This is a genomic window from Streptomyces sp. NPDC048600, assembly GCF_055587025.1.
Window position 1 is genome coordinate 78,871 of record NZ_JBVJGZ010000013.1, and the last position, 20,941, is coordinate 99,811.

The following is a 20,941-nucleotide window of genomic DNA, read 5'->3' on the forward strand; positions in this document are numbered from 1 at the left end:
CGGAGCGCGACGCCCCTCAGAGGGTGCGCAGCAGCACCGCCGGCTGTTCCACGCAGTCCGCCACATAGCGCAGGAAGCCGCCCGCCGTGCCGCCGTCGCACACGCGGTGGTCGAACGTCAGCGACAGCTGCACGACCTGGCGGACCGCCAGTTCGCCTTCGTGCACCCACGGCTTGGGGATAATGCGGCCCACGCCGAGCATCGCGGCCTCGGGGTGGTTGATGATCGGCGTCGAGCCGTCGACCCCGAACACCCCGTAGTTGTTCAGCGTGAACGTGCCGCCGGTCAGCTCCGCCGGGGTGAGCGTCCCCGCGCGGCCCGCCTCGGTGAGCCGCGCGAACTCCGCGGTCAGGCCCTCGGCGTCCCGCGCCTGCGCGTCCCGGACGACGGGCACGACCAGGCCCCGCTCGGTCTGCGCGGCGAAGCCGAGGTGGACCTGCTCCAGCCGGACGATCTCGCGGTTGTCCAGGTCGACCGTGGAGTTCAGCTCGGGGAACCGGGCGAGCGCGGCCGTGCAGATCCGGGCCAGCAGGGCGAGCAGGGAGATCTTCGTCCCGCCGGCGGCGTTCATCGCGGCACGCGACCGCATCAGTTCGGTCGCGTCGGCGTCCACCCAGCAGGTGGCGTCCGGGATCTCGCGCCGGCTGCGCGAGAGCTTGTCGGCGACCGCGCCGCGCACGCCCTTGAGGGGCACACGGACCCCGCCCTGTGTGGCGGAGGAGCGGACCCGTGCGGCGGAGGGTGCCGCGTTCGCCGCGGCCTCGGCCACGTGCGGGTGCGGACCGGCCGACGGTTGGGCGGTGCGGCCCTGCGCGGCGGCCGCCTTCACCGCGTACTCCACGTCCGCCCGCAGGATCAGGCCCTCGGGGCCGGAGCCCGTGAGATCACGCAGATCCAGGCCGTTCTCCCGGGCGAGGCGGCGCACCAGCGGCGAGATCACCGGAACGGGGCCCTCGCCCTGTGCGGTCTCGACGACGGGGGCGTCGGCCGCGAACGTGGCGGCGGGCGTACCGGCCGTGCCCGCGGCGGCTGCCGGGGTGACGGCCGGGCGGCGCACCCGGCGGCGGCGCTCCGGGGGAGCGCTCGTGCCGTAGCCCACCAGGACGTTGCCCGAGCCTTCGGCCGAGCCGTTGCCGGAGGCCGCGGACGCCCTGCCGGCGGGGCCGGAGTCCGTCCCGGAACCGGTGGAGGAGGCCCCGCCCGGCTGTCCGCCCGGTGTCCCGGCCGGACCGTCGGAGGCGGACGCGCCCACGGCGACCGTCAGCAGCGGTGCCCCGACGGGCAGTTCGCTGCCCTCCTCGCCGAATCTGGCGGTGACCACACCGCCGTAGGGGCAGGGCACCTCGACCATCGCCTTGGCCGTCTCGACCTCGACGACCGGCTGGTCGATGGCGACGACGTCGCCGACCTCCACCAGCCAGCGGACGATCTCCGCCTCCGTGAGCCCCTCCCCGAGGTCGGGGAGCTTGAACTCCAGCACCTGTGCCATCAGCTCTCGGCCTCCCATTGCAGACGCGCCACGGCGTCCAGGATCCGGTCGACGCCGGGCAGGTGGTGCTTCTCCAGCATCGGCGGCGGATAGGGGATGTCGAACCCGGCCACGCGCAGCACCGGCGCCTCCAGGTGGTGGAAGCAGCGCTCCGTGACCCGGGCCGCGATCTCCCCGCCCGGTCCGCCGAACCCGCCCGACTCATGGACGACGACCGCTCGCCCGGTCCGGCGCACCGAGGCGCAGACCGTCTCGTCGTCGAACGGCACCAGCGAGCGCAGGTCGACGACTTCGAGGTCCCACCCCTCGGCCCGGGCGGCCTCGGCGGCTTCGAGGCAGACCGGAACGGACGGACCGTACGTGATGAGTGTGGCGCTCCGGCCGGTGCGCCGCACCACCGCGCGGCCTATCGGCTCAACGCTCTGCGGGTCCTCCGGGTTCCAGGAGTCCTTCGACCAGTACAGCCGCTTCGGCTCCAGGAAGACGACCGGGTCGTCGGAGGCGATGGCGGCGCGCAGCAGGCCGTAGGCGTCTGGCACGGTGGCGGGCGTGACGACGTGGAGCCCCGGAGTGGCGATGTAGTACGCCTCGGAGGAGTCGCTGTGGTGCTCGACGCCGCCGATGCCGCCGCCGTAGGGGACGCGGATGGTGATCGGCAGCGGCATGCGGCCGCGGGTGCGGTTGCGCATACGGGCGACGTGGCTGATGAGCTGCTCGAACGCCGGGTAGGCGAACGCGTCGAACTGCATCTCCACGACCGGCCGCAGGCCGTACATGGCCATGCCCACGGCGGTGCCGAGGATGCCGGCCTCGGCCAGCGGGGTGTCGGTGCAGCGGTCCTCGCCGAACTCCTTGGCCAGGCCGTCGGTGACGCGGAAGACACCGCCGAGGGTGCCGACGTCCTCGCCCATGACGTGCACGGACGGGTCGGCTGCCATGGCGTCGCGCATCGCGCGCGTGAGGGCCTGCGCCATGGTGGCGGGCTTCACGGCGACGGTGGTCATCGCGCGGTCCCTTCCTGGGTGTCGGCCTCGGCGTCGAACTCGGCGCGCAGATGGGCCTGCTGTTCGCGCAGCTGGGGCGTGGGTTCGGCGTAGACGTGGGCGAAGAGGTCCATGGGGTCGAGCACCGGGTCCTGGTTCATCTGCTCGCGCAGGGCGGCGGCCATGGTCTCGGCGTTCTCGCGGGCCGCGTCGATCGCCTGCTCGTCGAGCAGTCCGCGGTCGGTCAGCTCGCGCTCCAGGAGCAGGATCGGGTCGTGGTCGCGCCAGGCCTCGACCTCGGCGTCGCCGCGGTAGCGCGTGGCGTCGTCGGCGTTGGTGTGGGCGTCGATCCGGTACGTCACCGCCTCCACCAGGGTCGGCCCGCCGCCCTCGCGCGCACGGCGCACGGCCTCGGTCAGCACCTCGTGCACCGCGGCGGCGTCGTTGCCGTCGACCAGGCGGCCCGGCATGCCGTACCCGACGGCCTTGTGGGCCAGGGTGGGCGCCGCGGTCTGCTTGGCGAGCGGGACGGAGATGGCGAAGCCGTTGTTCTGCACGAGGAAGACGACCGGGGCCTGCCAGACGGCGGCGAAGTTCAGCGCCTCGTGGAAGTCGCCCTCGCTGGTGCCGCCGTCGCCGACCATGGCGAGCGCCACGACGTCGTCGCCCTTGATGCGGGCGGCGTGCGCGAGGCCCACGGCGTGCGGCAGCTGGGTGGCCAGCGGGGTGCTGAGAGGGGCCACCCGGTGCTCGTGCGGGTCGTAGCCGGTGTGCCAGTCGCCGCGCAGCAGCGTGAGCGCGTCGACCGGCTCGACACCGCGCGCGACGACGGCGAGCGTGTCGCGGTAGCTCGGGAAGAGCCAGTCGCGTTCCTCCAGTGCCAGCGCGGCGGCGACCTCGCAGGCCTCCTGGCCGGTGCTGGACGGGTACACGGCGAGACGGCCCTGCTTGGTGAGCGCCGTGGCCTGCGTGTTGTAGCGGCGGCCGCGCACCAGTTCCGCATAGAGCCGGCGCAGCAGCTGCGGGTCGGCCTTGGCGGCCGCCTCGGTGCCGAGGACGCGGTAGGGCTCCGGGTCCGGCAGCAGCGGCGCGGGGTCCGTGCGGGGCTGCCAGGCGGGCGGCGGGGACGGCCGATACCCGCCCCGCTGCTCCATGACCGTCATGACGGCACCTCCTCGTGGGAGCGACTAGGAGACGCAGCTCCTGTGATGCGCCTCACCTACCGATTGTTCGGTCGTCGGCACATTTTGGCTACAGGCGGCACCAGGCTGTGGACAAACGGTTCTCCACAGCCTGAGATGGATGCAGTACGTCCATGACAGGGAGGCGGGGGGACATGGCACCTGAACAAATGGCCGACGGACCCGACGCCGCCGCGCCTCCGTCGGCGCGACCGCTGGACGCGGTGGACCAGGACATCCTGCGGATGCTCCAGGCCGACGGGCGCGCCTCCGTCCGTTCCGTGGCCGAGCGGGTCCACGTCTCCCGGGCCAACGCCTACGCCCGTATCAACCGGCTCGTCGAGGACGGGGTCATCCGCGGGTTCGGCGCCCGCGTCAACCATGAGCGCGCGGGCCAGGGCACCTCGGCGTACATCACTCTGAAGATCGTCCAGAACTCCTGGCGCACGGTGCGCGAGCAGCTCAGGCAGTTGCCCGGCGCGGCCCACATCGCCCTGGTGGGCGGCGACTTCGACGTCCTGCTGCTGGTGCACACCTCCGACAACCGAGCGCTGCGCGAACTGGTGCTCACCCGGCTCCAGGCGATCCCGGAGGTGCTCAGCAGCCGCACGCTGCTGGTGTTCGAGGAGGAGGACCTGGAGCCGCAGGGCTGAACCGCGGGGGCGGTCCTCAGCCCGAACTCATGGCCATGCCGAGCGCCAGCGCGAACAGCACCGGCAGCATCACACAGCCGAGCCCGGCACCGGAGATCAGCATCCGCGGCGTCCGCAGGGACCGCCGGCGCGGCAGCACCCAGGCGAGGACGAGCAGGCCCGACGACCAGTAGAACAGTCCCCCGAGCGAGCCGAGGCCGTCCTGCGACCGGAACCAGTGGAACTCCAGCACCAGGAACGGCAGCCCGGCCAGGGTGGCCACGAGAGGCGCCCGCCACCAGGTGGGGTGGGCGGTGCCCCGGGCGGGGGAGTCGGTTCGCACAGCGTTCTGCGGCATGCCCCCCACCCCATCAGCGCGTGCCGGGCCGGGTCATGGGGTGGCGTACTCATCCCGGCACGCGCGCGTACTCAAGGGCAGGACTCGGGCCTGACCCCGGCGCCGGGCGCCGGTGTGCTCGGCGCGCGCCCTGCCGCCGCGCCCGGACTCAGTCCTCGCGCCGCAGCCCGCCGAAGGCCAGCCGCACCACCGCGTCCGCCACTTCGCGCTCGCTGGCGCCGCGGCCGTCCGGGCGGTACCACTCGACGATCGAGTTGATCATGCCGAAGAGCAGCCGGGTGGCGAGCCGCACCTCCACGTCGCCGCGCACCTCGCCGTCCGCGGCGGCCGCCTTCAGCAGGTCGGCGACCCGGTGGTCGAACTCGCGGCGCCGCTCCAGCGCCCACCGCTCGGTGCCGGTGTTGCCGCGCACACGCAGCAGCAGCGTCACGTACGGCAGTTCGGCCATGAGGACCTCGACCATGCGCCGTACGACGTACTCGAGGCGCTCGGCGGCGGTCCCCGCGCGCGCGTGCTCCTCCTCCAGGATGCCGAACAGCCCGTCGAGCGCCCGGCTCACCGCGCGGCGCAGCAGCTCCTCCTTGCCCGCGACATGGTGGTAGATCGACGACTTGGAGATGCCGGCCGCCTTGGACAGGTGCTCCATGGACGTGCCGTCGTAGCCGCGCTCGTTGAACACCTGGACGGCCACCGACAGCAGCGTCTCGGGCGTGTAGGTGTCGCGTCTGGCCGTGGTCATGAGGTGCTCCCCTCCCGCTTGTCGGACGCGTACGCGTGGCGGTACAGCGCGAGGGACGGCGCGTAGCGGCCGGAGGGGTCCCGCAGATGCAGGTCGTCGAGCAGGGCGTACGCCCAGTTCCGGCCGAGCCTGCGGCTCCACTCGAAGGGGCCGAGCGGGTAGTTGACGCCGAGACGCATCGCGGTGTCGATGTCCTCCTCGGTGGCCACGCCCTTGGCGACGGCGTCGTGCGCGAGGTCGATGATCCGGGCGACCGTACGGGCGACGATCATGCCCGGGACGTCCCCGATGACGCTGACCTTCTTGCCGAACGCCTGGAACAGCCCGATGGCCTCGCCGAGGGTCTGCGGGGAGGTGTCCCGGGAGGCGGACAGGGCGACGCGGGTGGCCGCGCGGTAGTCCAGGGCGAGGTCGAAGTAGACGACGTCGCGGAACTCGACCGAGGTCTGGCCGTCGGCGAGGGCCAGCTGGCCGCCGCTGGGCAGCACCAGGCGGGTGCCGTGGTCCTCTTCCTCCTCGCGGACCTGGATGCCCGCCTCGCGGATCAGCGCGAGCACTTCGGAGGCCGGGCCGAGGTCGCCCTCGGCGACGACGTAGGCGGGCGGCTGCTCCTTCTCGGCCGTGTGCGGCTCGGGGCGCTCGGCGTCGTCGGCGTAGTCGTACCAGCCGTGTCCGGACTTGCGGCCGAGCCGGCCCGCCTCGACGAGGCGGCGCTGGGCGAGGGAGGGCGTGAAGCGGACGTCCTGGAAGAAGGACGTCCACACCGAGTGCGTCACCGACTCGTTGACGTCCTGCCCGATCAGGTCGGTCAGCTCGAAGGCGCCCATCCGGAAGCCGCCCGACTCGCGCAGCACGGCGTCGACGGTGGCCGGGTCGGCGCCCTGGGCCTCGAGGACGGCGAAGGCCTCGGCGTAGAAGGGCCGGGCGATGCGGTTGACGATGAAGCCGGGGGTGTCGGCGCAGGCGACCGGCGTCTTGCCCCAGGCCCGGGCGGTCTCGTACGCGCGCGTGGCAGAAGTGACGTCTGTGGCGAACCCGGAGACGACCTCGACCAGCGGCAGCAGCGGGGCCGGGTTGAAGAAGTGCAGGCCCACGAACCGGCCGGGGTTGGCGAGCGCCCCGCCGATGGCCGTGACCGACAGGGACGAGGTGTTCGTGGCCAGCAGACAGTCGTCCGCGACGACGTCCTCCAGCGCGCGGAACAGCTCCTGCTTGACGTCGAGCCGCTCCAGGATCGCCTCGACGACCAGCCCGCAGTCGGCGAGCCCGGCGATGTCCTCCACGGGCTCCAGGCGGGCGCGCGCGGCGTCGCGGTCGGCGGCGGCGAGCCGGCTCTTCTCGACGAGCCGGTCCAGGCGGGCGCCGATCGCGTCGGCCGCCGCCCGGGCACGCCCGGGAGCAGCGTCGTACAGGCGTACGGGATGGCCCGCGACCAGGGCGACCTGGGCGATGCCCTGGCCCATGGTGCCGGTGCCGACGACTGCCACAGGGCTGCCGAGGTCGAGTGCTGTCATGTGCGCGATCCTCCCGCACGGGGTTTTCCACAGATGCGGCGGTCCCCCTTGAACCGACCGATCGTTCGGTTACTCTAACTCTGACCGCCTGTCCCTGCCCATGCTTCGGGACAGGTCACGAGCTCAAGGAAGAGTTCTCCACACGAGGAGTTGGTCCCGCATGGCCGCCGAACTCACCGCGCACCAGCTGATCGCCCAGCACCGGCCCACCCTCGACCAGGCGCTGGAAGCGATCCGCACGCGCGCGTACTGGTCCCCGCATCCCGAGCATCCCAAGGCCTACGGGGAGAACGGCAGCCTGGACGCGGCCGCGGGCAAGGCCGCCTTCGACGCCCTCCTCGGCACCCGCATGGACCTCGGCCAGCCCGGCACCGACGACTGGGTCGGCGGCGAGGTCTCCCCGTACGGCATCGAGCTCGGCGTCACCTACCCGCACGCGGACCTCGACGTCCTGCTGCCCGCCATGAAGGCCGGACAGCGTGCCTGGCGCGACGCGGGCGCGGAGCTGCGGGCGGCGGTCTGTCTGGAGATCATCAAGCGGATCAGCGACCGGACGCACGAGTTCGCGCACGCGGTGATGCACACCTCCGGCCAGGCCTTCATGATGTCGTTCCAGGCCGGCGGCCCGCACGCCCAGGACCGCGGCATGGAGGCCGTGGCGTACGCGTACGTGGAGCAGGTGCGCACCCCCGACACCGCCGAGTGGACGAAGCCGCAGGGCAAGCGGGACCCGCTCGCGCTCACCAAGCAGTTCACGCCCGTCGCGCGTGGCATCGGCCTGGTCATCGGCTGCAACACCTTCCCGACGTGGAACGGCTACCCGGGCCTGTTCGCCTCCCTCGCCACCGGCAACGCGGTCCTGGTCAAGCCCCACCCGCGCGCGGTGCTCCCGCTGGCGCTGACCGTGCAGGTCGCGCGCGAGGTGCTCACCGAGTCGGGCTTCGACGCCAACCTGGTGGCGCTGGCCGCCGAGCGCCCCGGCGAGGGCATCGCCAAGACCCTCGCCACCCGCCCCGAGATCCGGATCATCGACTACACCGGCTCCACCGCCTTCGGCGACTGGCTGGAGGCCAACGCCCGCCAGGCGCAGGTCTACACCGAGAAGGCCGGCGTCAACACGGTCCTGGTGGACTCCACCGACAACTACAAGGGGATGCTCTCCAACCTGGCCTTCTCGCTCTCGCTCTACAGCGGCCAGATGTGCACCACCCCGCAGAACCTGCTGATCCCGCGCGACGGCATCCGCACCGACGAGGGCCCCAAGACCTACGACGAGGTCGCCGCCGACATCGCCCGCGCGGTGGACGGCCTGCTCGGCGACGACGCCCGCGCGAACGCGCTGCTGGGCGCGATCGTCAACCCGGACGTCAAGGCCCGCCTCGAGGCCGCCGCCGGCCTCGGCGAGGTCGCGCTGGCCTCGCGCGAGGTCGCCAACCCGGAGTTCCCGGACGCGGTCGTGCGCACCCCGGTGATCGTGAAGCTGGACGGCGCCAAGCCGGACGACGAGGCCGCCTACATGAACGAGTGCTTCGGCCCGGTGTCCTTCGCCGTCGCCGTCGACTCCGCCACCGACGCGGTGGAGCTGCTGCGGCGCACGATCCGCGACAAGGGCGCCATGACCGTCGGCGCCTACACCGTCGACGCCGAGGTCGAGCAGGCCGTGCAGGAGGTCTGCCTGGAGGAGGCCGCGCAGCTCTCGCTCAACCTCACCGGCGGGGTGTACGTCAACCAGACCGCCGCCTTCTCCGACTTCCACGGCTCGGGCGGCAACCCGGCGGCCAACGCGGCCCTGTGCGACGGGGCGTTCGTCGCCAACCGCTTCCGGGTGGTCGAGGTGCGCCGGGAGGCCTGAGCCTACGGGCGGAGGTCCGGGGCGCCGCCCAGGCTCCAGTGGTACAGCGTCATGGCCACGCTGGTGGCGAGGTTGTAGCTGGAGACCTGGGGGCGCATCGGCAGGGCCACCAGGTGGTCCGCCCGCGCCCGTACCTCCGCGGACAGGCCGCTGCGCTCCGACCCGAAGGCGAGGACGGCGTCGTCCGGGAGCTTCACGCCCCGGATGTCGTCGCCCTCCGGGTCGAGCGCGAACAGCGGACCGGGCGGCAGTTCGGCCACCTCCAGTCGCTCCACCGCGGTCGCGAAGTGCAGACCCGCCCCGCCGCGCACCACCGTGGGGTGCCAGGGGTCGAGGGTGCCGGTGGTGACGACGCCGGTCGCGCCGAACCCGGCCGCCAGACGGATCACCGCCCCCGCGTTGCCCAGGTTGCGCGGCTGGTCCAGCAGCACCACGGGAGCGGTGCGCGAGGAGCGCGCGAGCCGTTCCAGATGCCCCGCCCGCGAGGGCCGTACGGCGAGCGCGGCCACGGCCGTGGGGTGCGGGCGCGGCACCAGCGAGGCATACACCGCCTGCGGCACCTCGGCCAGCAGCCCTTCCAGCGCCGGGCGCACATCGGGTGCCAGCTCGTCGGCCAGGGCCAGCGTGGCGGCCCGGTCGGCGGTCACCGCGACGGGGACCTCGGCGCCGAAGCGCAGGGCGTGCTTGAGGGCGTGGAAGCCGTCGAGCAGGACGCGGGCGTCTCCCTCGGCGAGGCGGCGCCAGGCGCCGACGGGGTCGTTCATGCGCCGAAGCCTACGTGCGGGTGACCCGTGAGGGCCCCGGCTGCTCCGGCACCTTCCGTACCAGCCGCTCGGGCAGCGCCGGGCCCGGGTCCGCGCGGAACAGCCAGCCACGCGCGCGACCCGCGAGCGCGCCCAGCCGGCGCAGGAACGCGGTGGGCAGGAACACCGCGTCCGCGGCGATCATGGCCAGCGAGAAGAACGGCAGCCCGAGCACCACGGCGATCACCGCGTGCTCGGTGATCATGACCGCGAGCAGGACGTTCTTCACCCGCCGGTTGAGCAGGGTGAACGGGAAGGCGACCTGGACCAGCACCGTCCCGTAGGTCACCAGCATCAGCATGGTGGCGCTCGCGGACAGCGCGCCGCTCAGCGCGGGCCACGGGGAGAAGTAGTCGAGGTGCAGCGGGTAGTAGACCGCCGTGCCGTCCTGCCAGCGCGAACCCTGGACCTTGTACCAGCCGGCCGTCGCGTAGATCAGACACGCCTCGGCCATGATCACCAGCAGGGCGGCGTTGTGCAGGATGTTCGCCACGACGTCCAGCAGGATGCGTGGCTGCTCGGTGCGGGCCCTGCGGACGGCGAACCACCACAGCCCCTGCGCCGCCCACGCCGACCACAGCAGGGCCGGGACCATGCCGGGGCCGTTGACCGCGGAGACGAGGAAGATCCACACCCGCTCCGCCGCACCGCCGCCGCCGGACTCGGCCGCCTTCAGCATCCAGTCGTCGCCGAGCTTCCCGGCCAGGGTCGCGACGACCAGCACCAGACCGGCCAGCCCCCACAGCACCGGCCCCGCGCGGTCCACGACGTCCGTGCCACGCGCGCGTGCCGCCTCACCGCGCCTTGCCCGGCGCGCGTCCAGCGACCAGACCAGGCCGCAGCGCGTGAACACCAGGTAGATGCTCATCAGATGCAGCACGTTGTCGCCGCCGTCGCCCATCAGGACGCTGCGGTTCTGGAGCGACAGCACGCCGACCATGAACACCACGGACATCGCCCGGGTCCGCCAGCCCACCAGCAGCAGCGCCGCGGACAGCACGGCGAGCACATAGACGGACTCGAACCAGAACCTGCCGTCCGTCCACATCAGCACGGTGAACGCGTGGTTGAGGTCGACCAGCTGCTGCCCGAGCTCCCAGCTCCACGGGCTGTCGGGGCCGTACAGCTCATGGCGGTGCGGGAACTCGCGCAGCAGGAACAGCAGCCAGGTCAGGGCGAAGCCGATACGGATCACGGCCGCCTGGTACGGGCCGAGGGCCGCCTCGGTGACCCGGGCTATGGCGCCGGAGACGGCCAGGGAGAACCGGTTCATCCCTCGACCTCCTCCGCCTCGTCCCGCGACACCGTCCACCAGGGCAGCACCCGGTGGGTCGGCTTCAGCGACACCTCTTCCTCGCTCCACTCCGGCGGCGGCACGTTCGTCGTGCTGGAGCGCACCTGGACCAGCTCGACGGCCTCGCCCCGGCCGGTCGTGCCGGCGCGCTCCAGACGCAGCACCACGATCCGCCGCAGATACGACTCGGCGAGCATTCCGCGCACCCCGGCCGGACGGTTGTCGGCGTCGTGCGTCGACTGGAAGAAGTCCCAGGCCCGGCGCAGCTCGTTCTGCTGCGTGTGGCTGGGCGAGATGTTGCCGTCTATCGCGCGGCCGTCCTGCGCCGACAGGTCCTGCCAGCCGGTGAGCCGCCTGCCGCCGTCCGGCGTGCTGATCTGCGCCCTCACCTGTACGGAGATGTTCTGCTGGAGCGGGTTGGGCGCGAAGAGCTTCCAGTTCTGCTCGAACTCCGGGTACACCCAGTCGTCGATCGTGTCGGCGTGCTTCTTCGAGAGCGTGTTCGACGGCGCGATGTGCAGGAACACCATGCCCAGGTGCACACAGACCCCCACGGCGACAGCGGCGAGCGCCAGCGCGACACCGACCTGGTAGCGCGGGGAGAGCGCGGCGATCCCGGTACGGACCCCAGCGCGGGGAACGGAGCCGACGGGCGGCACCCCGGCGGGCAGGGGCACGGAACCGGGCTCGGGCACCGACTCGGCTTCGGCAGCGAGTACGGACCCGGGCTCGGGCGTCGATTCGGACTCGGCAGCGGATACAGACACGGGCTCCGGCACCGGCTCGGGTTCGGCGGCGGGCACAGGACCGGGCCCCGGCTCGGGAACGGCTCGAGTCGCAGGGCGAGCGTCCGCCGCGGACCGGCGGTCCTCCGGCGGTCCGTCGAGGGCAGGCGCGTGCCCCTCGTCCGCGTCCCTAGCGCCGTGCGCGTCCATCACGCCCCGATTCCCCGATCCCCCGCCGGTCAGATACCTGCGACTGCCCGCGACCACCCGCGCCCGCGTGAGCCGACCCGCGCCGACTCGCGGTACGGCCGATGCCGCCGGCCCGGTCGATGCGGCGAGCGCCGCGGCCGACGGACTCGAGAGGTCCGCGCGGACCGTCCCCCGGCACTCGCACGCGGAACGGTACTCAGCCCGACCGTCCCGGCGCAGCCCCCGGCGGGGACCCACGACGGACCTGCGACCCCGGACGGGTTATCCACAACGGTTGACACCTTACGGCGCCCGTCCCACCATGGAATCGCACGGACCGAACGATCGGTCGGGAGAGGCTCAGGGCAGAGCCCGTGGTCGAGGGGACCTCATGGCGACAGCAGCCGCGCACCAGACGGCCCGTACACCGGAGCAGCAAGGCCCCGGCGGCACCGACGAGGCGTACCAGCGCGCCTTCGACGCGGCCGTGGCCGCGGAGGAGCGCATCGAGCCGCGCGACTGGATGCCGGACGCCTACCGCGCGACCCTGGTGCGCCAGATCGCGCAGCACGCGCACTCCGAGATCATCGGCATGCAGCCGGAGGCCAACTGGATCACCCGCGCGCCCTCGCTGCGCCGCAAGGCGATCCTGATGGCCAAGGTCCAGGACGAGGCGGGCCACGGGCTGTATCTGTACAGCGCGGCCGAGACGCTCGGCACCAGCCGTGACGAGCTGCTCGACAAGCTGCACAGCGGCCGCCAGAAGTACTCCTCGATCTTCAACTACCCCACCCTGACCTGGGCGGACGTCGGCGCGATCGGCTGGCTGGTGGACGGCGCCGCGATCACCAACCAGGTGCCGCTGTGCCGCGCCTCCTACGGGCCGTACGCACGCGCGATGGTCCGGGTCTGCAAGGAGGAGTCGTTCCACCAGCGCCAGGGGTACGAAGCGCTGCTGGCGCTGAGCAACGGCACCCCGGAGCAGCACGCGATGGCGCAGGACGCGGTCGACCGCTGGTGGTGGCCGTCCCTGATGATGTTCGGCCCGCCCGACGACGAGTCGCAGCACTCCGCGCAGTCGATGGAGTGGAAGATCAAGCGTCACTCCAACGACGAGCTGCGCCAGCGTTTCGTCGACATCTGCGTCCCCCAGGCCGAGTCCCTGGGCCTGACGCTGCCCGACCCGGACCTGAAGTGGAACGAGGAGCGGGGACAGCACGACTTCGGCGCCATCGACTGGACGGAGTTCTGGGACGTCCTCAAGGGCAACGGCCCGTGCAACGAACAGCGCCTGACCCAGCGCAGGCAGGCCCACGACGAAGGCGCGTGGGTCCGGGACGCGGCCGCGGCCTACGCGGCCAAGCACAGCACCCAGCACATCGGTGAGCGCGAGGAGACGCACGCATGAGCACCACCGACTGGCCCCTGTGGGAGGTCTTCGTGCGCTCGCGCCGAGGCCTCTCCCACACCCACGCCGGCAGCCTGCACGCACCGGACGCGGAGTTCGCCCTGCGCAACGCCCGCGATCTGTACACCCGGCGCGGCGAGGGCGTGTCCATCTGGGTCGTGCCCTCGTCGGCGATCACCGCGTCCTCACCGGACGAGAAGGACCCGTTCTTCGAGCCGTCCGCCGACAAGCCGTACCGGCACCCGACGTTCTACGAGATCCCGGAGGGGGTGAAGCACCTGTGACCGCTTCCGAGACGACCGTCACCCCCGAGGCGACCGTCACCAGCGCCGTCACGGCCGCCCTCGCCCTCGGCGACGACGCCCTCGTGCTCTCCCACCGCCTGGGCGAGACCATCGGCCACGCCCCCGTCCTGGAGGAGGAGGTCGCCCTCGCCAACATCGCGCTCGACCTGCTCGGCCAGGCGCGCGTGCTGCTGTCGATGGCGGGCGACGAGGACGAACTGGCCTACCTGCGCGAGGAGCGCGCCTTCACCAACCTGCAGCTGGTGGAGCAGCCGGGCGGCGACTTCGCGCACATCATCGCCCGCCAGCTGTACTTCTCCACCTACCAGCACCTGCTGTACGCCGAACTGGCCGCGGGCGAAGGCCCCTTCGCCCCGCTCGCCGCGAAGGCCGTCAAGGAGGTCGCCTACCACCGCGACCACGCCCGGCAGTGGACCCTGCGCCTGGGCGACGGCACCGACGTCAGCCATGAGCGCATGCAGCGGGCCTGTCAGGCGCTGTGGCGGTTCACCGGCGAGATGTTCCGCCCGGTGGAAGGCCTGGACGTGGACCGCGAGGCCCTGGAGGCGGCCTGGCTCGCCGCCGTCGAGGACGTGCTGCGCGAGGCCACCCTGACCGTCCCCGAGGGCCCGCGCACCGGAGCCTGGGCGGCCGGAGCGGGCCGCGAGGGCCTGCACACCGAGTCGTTCGGCCGGATGCTCGCCGAGATGCAGCACCTGCACCGCAGCCACCCGGGGGCGTCATGGTGACCGTCACCCCGCTGGAGGCCGAGCTGCTCGCGCTCGCCGGATCGGTGCCCGACCCCGAGCTCCCCGTAATCACCCTGGAGGAGCTGGGCGTACTGCGTGCCGTGCATCTGCGCGGCGCGGACGCGGTCGAGGTCGAGCTGACCCCGACGTACACCGGCTGTCCGGCGCTGGAGACCATGTCCGCCGACATCGAACGGGTGCTGCACGCGCACGGGATGCGCGAGGTCACGGTCCGCACGGTGCTCGCGCCGGCCTGGTCCACGGACGACATATCGGCCGAAGGCCGTCGCAAGCTCCGGGAGTTCGGCATCGCGCCCCCGCGGGCGCTTCACGACGCCGGGCCGGTGGCCCTGACCCTCGGCGCGACCCGCACCGCGGCCCCCACGGCGGCCGAGCCCGACCCCGGTGCGGAGCCCGTGACCTGCCCGCACTGCGGCTCCGCCGACACCGAGCTGCTCACCCGCTTCTCCTCCACGGCCTGCAAGGCCCTGCGCCGCTGCCTCGACTGCCGTGAACCCTTCGACCACTTCAAGGAGTTGTGATGGCCCGCTTCCACACGCTCCCGGTGGCCGCGGTCGACCAGCTCACCGACGACTCCGTGGCCCTCACCTTCGCCGTGCCCCCGGAGCTGCGCGAGGCCTACCGTTTCGCGCCCGGCCAGCATCTGGCGCTGCGACGGCTTGCCGACGGGGCCGAGATCCGGCGGACGTACTCGATCTGCGCCCCCGCCCCCGCACCCGGTGACGACGGCCCCCGCACCCTGCGGGTCGGCGTGCGCCTGGTGGACGGCGGCGCGTTCTCGACGTACGCGCTCAAGGAGGTGAACATCGGCGACGAGCTGGAGGTCATGACCCCGGCCGGCCGTTTCACCCTCGACCCGGCGCCCGGACTGTACGCGGCGATCGTCGGCGGCAGCGGGATCACCCCCGTGCTGTCGATCGTCTCCACCCTGCTGGCGCGCGAGCCCGGAGCCCGGTTCTGCCTGATACGCGGCGACCGCACGGCCGCCTCGACGATGTTCCTGGAAGAGGTCGCCGACCTGAAGGACCGCTACCCCGAGCGGTTCCAGCTGGTCACGGTCCTCTCCCGGGAGGAGCAGCAGGCCGGGCTGCCCACCGGCCGGCTCGACCGGCAGCGGCTGACCGGGCTGCTGCCCGCGCTGCTGCCGGTGGACGAGGTCGCGGGCTGGTTCCTGTGCGGGCCGTACGGCCTGGTGCAGGGCGCCGAGCAGACGCTGCGCGGCCTCGGCGTGCCCCGCACCCGGATCCACGAGGAGATCTTCCACGTGGACAACGGCGAGGCCCCGAAGGCCCGTATCGCCGCCCCCGCGCACAGCACGGTGACCGCTCGGCTCGACGGCCGCGGCGGCACCTGGCCGGTGCAGGACGGCGAGTCCCTGCTCGACACGGTGCTGCGCAACCGCCCCGACGCGCCCTACGCCTGCAAGGGCGGGGTCTGCGGCACCTGCCGGGCCTTCCTCGTCTCCGGCGAGGTCCGCATGGACCGCAACTTCGCGCTGGAGCCGGAGGAGACGGACGCCGGATACGTCCTCGCCTGCCAGTCGCACCCGGCGACGGAGAAGGTGGAGCTGGACTTCGACCGCTGAGACGCTGAGACCGCTGAGGACTCGGCATTCCCTTCTCCTAGAACCTGTTCTATCTTGACGCCCCGTCAGGTCCGGCAGCCGTGCCGGGCCGGCGGAGTCGTCGGGAGGCCAGGACCGTGGACTTCACCTTCACCGAGGAGCAGGAGGCGGCCGCCGAGGCGGCCCGCGGGGTGTTCGCCGGCGTCGCGCCCGACTCCGTGCCCAGCCCCTCGCTGACCAGGGGCGCCGTCGCCGAGGGCTTCGACCGGGAGCTGTGGGCCAGGCTGGCCGAGGCGGATCTGCTGAGCCTGCTGCTGGACGAGACGCATGGCGGAGCGGGCCTGGACGCCGTCACGCTGTGCGGGGTGCTGCGCGAGTCCGCGAAGGTGCTGGCCCGCGTCCCCCTGCTGGAGAGCTGTGCGGCCGCCGCCGCCCTCCAGGCGCACGCCGAACCGGAGTTGACGTCCGGGCTGCTCGCCGGAACGGGCCGGGGCGAGGTCGTGCTGACCGTCGCCGCGCACGGCCGTACCGGCCACGACCCGGCCGAACTGGCCGTCACCGCACGCCCGGACGGGCCGGAATGGGTGCTGGACGGCGTGCAGACGGCGGTGCCGTGGGCGTTCGACGCCGACCATGTTCTCGTGCCCGCGCACACCGGCAGCGGCCGCAGCGTCCTCGCCCTGGTCCCGCACGGCCACCCCGGAACCACCCTCGCCGAGCAGATCTCCACGACCGGCGAACGCCTCGGCGAACTGCGGCTGGACTCGGCACGTCTGCCGCGGCGATGCGTGGTGACGGCGGACGGGGCCTGGGAGTGGCTGCGCGAGCTGCTGGCCACCGGAACCTGCGCCCTGGCGCTGGGCCTCGGGGAACGGGTGCTGCGGATGACCGCCGACTACACCGGCACACGCGAGCAGTTCGGGCATGCGCTCGCCACGTTCCAGGCGGTCGCCGTGCAGGCCGCCGACCGCTACATCGACCTGCGCGCGATGGAGGTCACCCTCTGGCAGGCAGCCTGGCGGCTCGGTTCAGGGACGCCGGGCGCGCTCCCGGTGTCCGGGGACGTGGCCGTCGCGAAGATCTGGGCGTCGGAGGGAGTGCGACGCGTGGTGCAGACGGCCCAACACCTGCACGGCGGCTTCGGCGCGGACGTCGACTACCCCCTGCACCGCTATCACGCCTGGGCCAAGCACCTGGAACTGTCGCTCGGCCCGGCGGCGGCCCACGAGGACGCCCTGGGAGACCTGCTGGCGGCCCACCCCCTCAGCGGCTGACCGCAGGACAGGCCACGGAGACGGGAGCGACCCCGGGGCGGCTCACAGCGCCGACCCGAGCCGCCCCTGACCCGAAATCACAGGACGAACCCGGGCTGCCCCTCGTTCGTCACGACGGGCCGGCCCACGGCCGCCCACACCTGCATGCCGCCGTCCACGTTCACCGCGTCGATGCCCTGCTGGACCAGATACATGGCGACCTGCGCCGAACGCCCGCCGGAGCGGCAGATCACATGGACCCGGCCGTCCTGCGGCGCGGCCTCGGTCAGCTCGCCGTAGCGGGCCACGAACTCGCTGATGGGGATGTGCAGCGCCCCCTCGGCGTGACCGGCCTGCCATTCGTCGTTCTCACGGACGTCCAGCAGGAAGTCGTCGTCCTTGAGGTCCGTGACCTCGACTGTGGGCACTCCTCCGAAGTTCATGCCCCCGACGCTACCCGACCTCGGCCGAAGCACCGTAGGCCCGCGATCCGCCCACCGCCGACCGGCCACCGTCGGTCGGCCGACGCCCACCGGCCGAAGCCCCCCGGTGGAGCCGCGGCCCCTACCCCTGGAGCCCGGCCAGCTCCGTCTCCCGCTTGGCGACCTCCGTCAGCAGCTGCTCGGCGATCTCGTCCAGCAGCCGGTCCGGGTCGTCCGGGGCGAGCCGGAGCATCGCGCCGATCGCGCCTTCCTCCAGCTCCTTGGCGATCACGGAGAGCATCTCCTTGCGCCGGGCCAGCCAGTCGAGGCGGGCGTACAGCTCCTCGCTGCGGGTCGGGCCGCGGTCCACGGGCGCGGGGCCCTGCGCCCACTCCTCGGCCAGCTGCCGCAGCTGCGCCACGTCGCCGCGGGCGTAGGCGGAGTTCACACGGGTGATGAACTCCTCACGCCGCATGCGCTCGCCCTCCTCCTGCGCCAGGTCCGGATGCGCCTTGCGGGCCAGCTCGCGGTAGAGCTTGCGGGCCTCCTCGCTGGGGCGCACCCGCGCGGGCGGCTGCACGGCCTGACCGGTCAGCATCGCTGTGGCCTCCGGAAACAGCCCGTCCCCGTCCATCCAGCCGTGGAACAGCTCCTCGACGCTGGGCATGGGCAGCACCCGGGCCCGCAGCTCCTGGGCGACCCGCAGGTCCTCGGGGTCCTGGGTACGGGCCGCGCGCGCCTCGGCTATGAGGGCGTCCAGCTCCTCGAGCCGGGCGTACATCGGGCCGAGCCGCTGGTGGTGGAGCCGGGAGAAGTTCTCGACCTCGATGCGGAAGGTCTCCACGGCGATCTCGAACTCGATCAGCGCCTGCTCGGCCGCCCGCACCGCCCGATCCAGCCGCTCCTCGGGCGACTCGGAGCCCGACGAGGCCTGCGCGGAGCCCGACGAGGCCTGCGCGGCGGCCGGCGGGCCCTGCTCGGCGCTGGAGTCCTGCGCGCCCGGAGAGCCGGCCGCTTCCGGCGCACCCTGAGGCTCAGGCGGGACCTGGCTGGCCGAAGAGCCCTGCGAGCCCTCCCCGGCCCCCGGGCCGCCACCCGCTTCCGCGGACCCGTCGCCGGACCCCGGCACACCACCCTCGGGCACCGCCCCGGTCACCCCGGCCACGTTGCCCTCACCCTGCTCAGCTTCCGAGCTCGTCACCCGACCAGCGTAGGACACGGCTGGACGACCTCCCGAAACGTGCGAACCGCAGGACCCGCCACGACCTCAAACCCCCGTCCCCGCAGGACCCACCACGACCTCAGACTCCTGACTCCTGACTCCGCAGGACCCGCCACGACCTCAGACCCCCATCTCCGCGGCGATCCGCCCCGCGCGGACCCCGGCCACCAGCTCCGCGTGATCCGCCTCGGTGCGGTCCGCGTAGGCGACGGCGAACGTGGCGATCGCCTCGTCCAGCTCCTCGTTCTTCCCGCAGTACCCGGCGACCAGGCGCGGGTCGGCGCTGTGCGAGTGGGCGCGGGCGAGCAGGGCGCCGGTCATCCGGGCGTAGTCGTCGACCTGGTCGGCGGCGAGCGCGGCCGGGTCGACGCTGCCCTTGCGGTTGCGGAACTGCCGCACCTGGAAGTCCCGGCCGTCGACGGTGGTCCAGCCCAGCAGGATGTCGCTGACCACCTGCATGCGCTTCTGCCCGAGCACCACCCGCCGGCCCTCGTGCCCGGCGGTGGGCGCCTCCAGGCCGGCGGCGGCCAGATGCGGCAGCAGCGCGGACGGACGGGCCTCCTTCACCTGGAGGACCAGGGACTCCCCGCGGTGGTCGAGGAGCAGCACGACGTAGGAACGCGTGCCCACGCTGCCGGTGCCGACGATACGGAAGGCCACATCCTGCACCGCGTACCGGGCGAGCAGCGGCAGGCGGTCCTCGGAGAGCGTGCCGAGGTAGTCCCCGAGGGAGGCGGCCACCGCGGCGGCCTCCGCGTCCGGGATCCGCCGCAGCACGGGCGGGGCGTCCTGGAAGCGGCGTCCACCGTCCGGGGCGGGCTCGGTCGCCTTCGCCGCGAAGCGCCCGCTGGTGTTGGCACGCGCCTTCTCCATCACCCGCTCCAGGGTGCCGAGCAGGTCGTGGGCGTCGGTGTGGGAGACGAGCTCCTCGTCCGTGATGGCGTTCCACGCGTCCAGCACGGGCAGCCTGGCGAGCAGCCGCATGGTGCGCCGGTAGGCGCCGGCGGCGTCGCGGGCGGCCTTGCGGCAGGTGTCCTCGTCGGCGCCGGCCTCCCGGCCCGCGAGCACGAGCGAGGCGGCGAGCCGCTTGAGGTCCCACTCCCAGGGGCCGACGACGGTCTCGTCGAAGTCGTTGAGGTCGATGACCAGGCCGCCGCGGGCGTCGCCGTACAGGCCGAAGTTGGCGGCGTGGGCATCGCCACAGATCTGGGCGCGGATCCCGGTCATGGGAGTGCGGGCCAGGTCATGGGCCATCAGGCCCGCCGAGCCGCGCAGGAAGGCGAACGGGGTGGCCGCCATCCTGCCGACCCTTATCGGCGCCAGCTCGGGCAGACGGCCGCGGCTGGACTCCGCCACGGCGCCGAGCGCGTCCGGCCGGGAGCCGTCGAGGTCGAGGAGGGCGTGTGCGTCGCGCGGCACCCGGCGGCGCAGTTCCTTGCCCTCCTCACGGGGCGATCCCGCGCCCGGCCACTCGGCGAACCCCCGCACCCGCGGCAGTCGCCGCTCCGCACCGTCGGCCACCAGGACCGCCTCCCCCGCACTCCGCGGACGCGTACCCGCCGCGCCGCATCGACATGAACATCAATCAGGCCCGAACCGTACAGCCGGTGGCCGAAACACGTCAGACCCTGTGGACAACTCCACCCGTCCGCACCGTGGCCTGCCACCCTGTGGACAACGCCCCGCCCGCCCGTGGCCTTCATCACACGAACACGGCTCCCGCGAAGCGGGCTTCACCTGCGGCCCCCGTGCGGCCATCGCTACGAACGCGCCCTGCCAGGAACCCGCCCCGTCACGAACGTGCCCCATCGCGAGGACCCGCCCCCAGGCACACCACGGCCCGGACCCTGTCGGCATCCCACCCCGGACAACCACGACAAGAAGCCCAACGCAAAACGGCCGCCATCGTTTTCACGATGACGACCGTCTCGTCTGGTGCGCGAGGGGGGAGTTGAACCCCCACGCCCTTGCGGGCACTGGAACCTGAATCCAGCGCGTCTGCCTATTCCGCCACCCGCGCATTGGGTGTGTCCTCGGGCCCCGGTGCTTCTCGGTGCGGCGCCTTCCGACATGCAGAACATTAGCACGCTGGACGGGATGGATTCACATCCCTTTCCCCCGCCCCCAGGGGCCGCCCGGGGCAGGCAGTGGCACGTATCAACCCTGTACCGGTCCACCCCGTCCTCACAGGAGCAGGACCGCGAGCACAGCCACGTGCGGGACACTGGTCCGGGGCCGCCTCTACGATCCATGGCAGAA

The 20,941-nt window shown here is 73.0% G+C and carries 20 protein-coding genes and 1 tRNA gene; 8 read left to right on the forward strand and 13 right to left on the reverse strand.

The window, feature by feature from the left end; all coding sequences use genetic code 11:
• Nucleotides 1-16 precede the first annotated feature (16 nt).
• From ACZ6SQ_RS19205 to pdhA, 3 genes are read right to left on the reverse strand one after another with little or no spacing between them, the layout of a single operon-like run.
• A complete protein-coding gene (locus tag ACZ6SQ_RS19205; protein ID WP_469563309.1) occupies nucleotides 17-1,489 on the reverse strand; it encodes a dihydrolipoamide acetyltransferase family protein in 1,473 nt (490 codons plus the stop codon).
• A complete protein-coding gene (locus ACZ6SQ_RS19210; protein ID WP_389324384.1) occupies nucleotides 1,489-2,493 on the reverse strand; it encodes an alpha-ketoacid dehydrogenase subunit beta in 1,005 nt (334 codons plus the stop codon). Before ACZ6SQ_RS19210 ends, ACZ6SQ_RS19205 begins: the two co-directional genes overlap by 1 nt.
• Nucleotides 2,490-3,635, reverse strand: coding sequence for a pyruvate dehydrogenase (acetyl-transferring) E1 component subunit alpha (gene pdhA, locus ACZ6SQ_RS19215; protein WP_469563312.1), 1,146 nt, complete (start codon nucleotides 3,633-3,635; stop codon nucleotides 2,490-2,492). Before pdhA ends, ACZ6SQ_RS19210 begins: the two co-directional genes overlap by 4 nt.
• Before the next feature lie 188 nt (nucleotides 3,636-3,823).
• Here pdhA and ACZ6SQ_RS19220 point away from each other — a divergent pair, with 188 nt between their 5' ends.
• Nucleotides 3,824-4,306, forward strand: coding sequence for an Lrp/AsnC family transcriptional regulator (locus tag ACZ6SQ_RS19220; RefSeq protein WP_386378106.1), 483 nt, complete (start codon nucleotides 3,824-3,826; stop codon nucleotides 4,304-4,306).
• Between the two features lie 16 nt (nucleotides 4,307-4,322).
• On the opposite strand, the gene ACZ6SQ_RS19225 is transcribed toward ACZ6SQ_RS19220, so the two are convergent.
• From ACZ6SQ_RS19225 to ACZ6SQ_RS19235, 3 genes are all read right to left on the reverse strand, one after another.
• Nucleotides 4,323-4,643 carry a hypothetical protein gene (locus ACZ6SQ_RS19225; RefSeq protein WP_469563315.1) on the reverse strand — a complete coding sequence of 107 codons (321 nt, stop codon included), beginning with the start codon at nucleotides 4,641-4,643 and terminating at the stop codon, nucleotides 4,323-4,325.
• A 148-nt stretch (nucleotides 4,644-4,791) separates the two neighbouring features.
• A complete protein-coding gene (locus ACZ6SQ_RS19230; protein ID WP_469563318.1) occupies nucleotides 4,792-5,382 on the reverse strand; it encodes a TetR/AcrR family transcriptional regulator in 591 nt (196 codons plus the stop codon).
• Nucleotides 5,379-6,896, reverse strand: coding sequence for a 3-hydroxyacyl-CoA dehydrogenase (locus tag ACZ6SQ_RS19235; RefSeq protein WP_469563321.1), 1,518 nt, complete (start codon nucleotides 6,894-6,896; stop codon nucleotides 5,379-5,381). The genes ACZ6SQ_RS19230 and ACZ6SQ_RS19235 overlap by 4 nt, the downstream gene beginning before the upstream one ends.
• A gap of 160 nt (nucleotides 6,897-7,056) precedes the next feature.
• On the opposite strand from ACZ6SQ_RS19235, the gene paaN reads away from it, so the two are divergent.
• Nucleotides 7,057-8,748, forward strand: coding sequence for a phenylacetic acid degradation protein PaaN (gene paaN, locus ACZ6SQ_RS19240; protein WP_469563324.1), 1,692 nt, complete (start codon nucleotides 7,057-7,059; stop codon nucleotides 8,746-8,748).
• A gap of 2 nt (nucleotides 8,749-8,750) precedes the next feature.
• Here paaN and ACZ6SQ_RS19245 read toward each other — a convergent pair whose 3' ends face one another.
• Genes ACZ6SQ_RS19245 through ACZ6SQ_RS19255 form a run of 3 tightly spaced genes read right to left on the reverse strand, consistent with a single transcriptional unit; the run spans nucleotide 8,751 to nucleotide 11,612 of the window.
• Nucleotides 8,751-9,512 carry a TrmH family RNA methyltransferase gene (locus tag ACZ6SQ_RS19245; RefSeq protein WP_469563328.1) on the reverse strand — a complete coding sequence of 254 codons (762 nt, stop codon included), beginning with the start codon at nucleotides 9,510-9,512 and terminating at the stop codon, nucleotides 8,751-8,753.
• Between the two features lie 10 nt (nucleotides 9,513-9,522).
• Nucleotides 9,523-10,824 (reverse strand): HTTM domain-containing protein, encoded by a 1,302-nt coding sequence (locus tag ACZ6SQ_RS19250; protein WP_469563330.1) that lies wholly within the window; start codon nucleotides 10,822-10,824, stop codon nucleotides 9,523-9,525.
• Nucleotides 10,821-11,612, reverse strand: a complete 792-nt coding sequence (locus ACZ6SQ_RS19255; RefSeq protein ID WP_469563333.1) for a DUF5819 family protein — start codon at nucleotides 11,610-11,612, stop codon at nucleotides 10,821-10,823. The genes ACZ6SQ_RS19250 and ACZ6SQ_RS19255 overlap by 4 nt, the downstream gene beginning before the upstream one ends.
• Nucleotides 11,613-12,150: 538 nt before the next feature.
• On the opposite strand from ACZ6SQ_RS19255, the gene paaA reads away from it, so the two are divergent.
• The 6 genes from paaA (at nucleotide 12,151) to ACZ6SQ_RS19285 (ending at nucleotide 17,059) form a co-directional block, all read left to right on the forward strand.
• Complete coding sequence (gene paaA, locus ACZ6SQ_RS19260; RefSeq protein ID WP_469563336.1) at nucleotides 12,151-13,167, forward strand: 1,2-phenylacetyl-CoA epoxidase subunit PaaA; 1,017 nt, start codon at nucleotides 12,151-12,153, stop codon at nucleotides 13,165-13,167.
• A complete protein-coding gene (paaB, locus tag ACZ6SQ_RS19265; protein ID WP_356689295.1) occupies nucleotides 13,164-13,451 on the forward strand; it encodes a 1,2-phenylacetyl-CoA epoxidase subunit PaaB in 288 nt (95 codons plus the stop codon). Before paaA ends, paaB begins: the two co-directional genes overlap by 4 nt.
• Complete coding sequence (gene paaC / locus ACZ6SQ_RS19270) at nucleotides 13,448-14,200, forward strand: 1,2-phenylacetyl-CoA epoxidase subunit PaaC (protein WP_469563339.1); 753 nt, start codon at nucleotides 13,448-13,450, stop codon at nucleotides 14,198-14,200. The genes paaB and paaC overlap by 4 nt, the downstream gene beginning before the upstream one ends.
• The gene (gene paaD / locus ACZ6SQ_RS19275; RefSeq protein ID WP_469563341.1) at nucleotides 14,194-14,742 is read left to right on the forward strand and encodes a 1,2-phenylacetyl-CoA epoxidase subunit PaaD; all 549 of its coding nucleotides are present in this window, start codon (nucleotides 14,194-14,196) and stop codon (nucleotides 14,740-14,742) included. The genes paaC and paaD overlap by 7 nt, the downstream gene beginning before the upstream one ends.
• Entirely contained in the window at nucleotides 14,742-15,806 is a 1,065-nt protein-coding gene (locus tag ACZ6SQ_RS19280) for a 2Fe-2S iron-sulfur cluster-binding protein (protein ID WP_469563344.1), read from the forward strand. Before paaD ends, ACZ6SQ_RS19280 begins: the two co-directional genes overlap by 1 nt.
• A 116-nt stretch (nucleotides 15,807-15,922) precedes the next feature.
• The gene (locus ACZ6SQ_RS19285; RefSeq protein WP_469563346.1) at nucleotides 15,923-17,059 is read left to right on the forward strand and encodes an acyl-CoA dehydrogenase family protein; all 1,137 of its coding nucleotides are present in this window, start codon (nucleotides 15,923-15,925) and stop codon (nucleotides 17,057-17,059) included.
• A gap of 77 nt (nucleotides 17,060-17,136) precedes the next feature.
• On the opposite strand, the gene ACZ6SQ_RS19290 is transcribed toward ACZ6SQ_RS19285, so the two are convergent.
• The 4 genes from ACZ6SQ_RS19290 to ACZ6SQ_RS19305 form a co-directional block, all read right to left on the reverse strand.
• Nucleotides 17,137-17,466, reverse strand: a complete 330-nt coding sequence (locus ACZ6SQ_RS19290) for a rhodanese-like domain-containing protein (protein WP_469563586.1) — start codon at nucleotides 17,464-17,466, stop codon at nucleotides 17,137-17,139.
• 136 nt (nucleotides 17,467-17,602) lie between these two features.
• A complete protein-coding gene (locus ACZ6SQ_RS19295; protein WP_469563589.1) occupies nucleotides 17,603-18,589 on the reverse strand; it encodes a hypothetical protein in 987 nt (328 codons plus the stop codon).
• Between the two features lie 213 nt (nucleotides 18,590-18,802).
• Entirely contained in the window at nucleotides 18,803-20,206 is a 1,404-nt protein-coding gene (locus ACZ6SQ_RS19300) for a DUF2252 domain-containing protein (RefSeq protein ID WP_469563593.1), read from the reverse strand.
• A gap of 409 nt (nucleotides 20,207-20,615) precedes the next feature.
• Nucleotides 20,616-20,702, reverse strand: a tRNA-Leu gene (locus ACZ6SQ_RS19305).
• Between the last annotated feature and the right edge of the window lie 239 nt (nucleotides 20,703-20,941).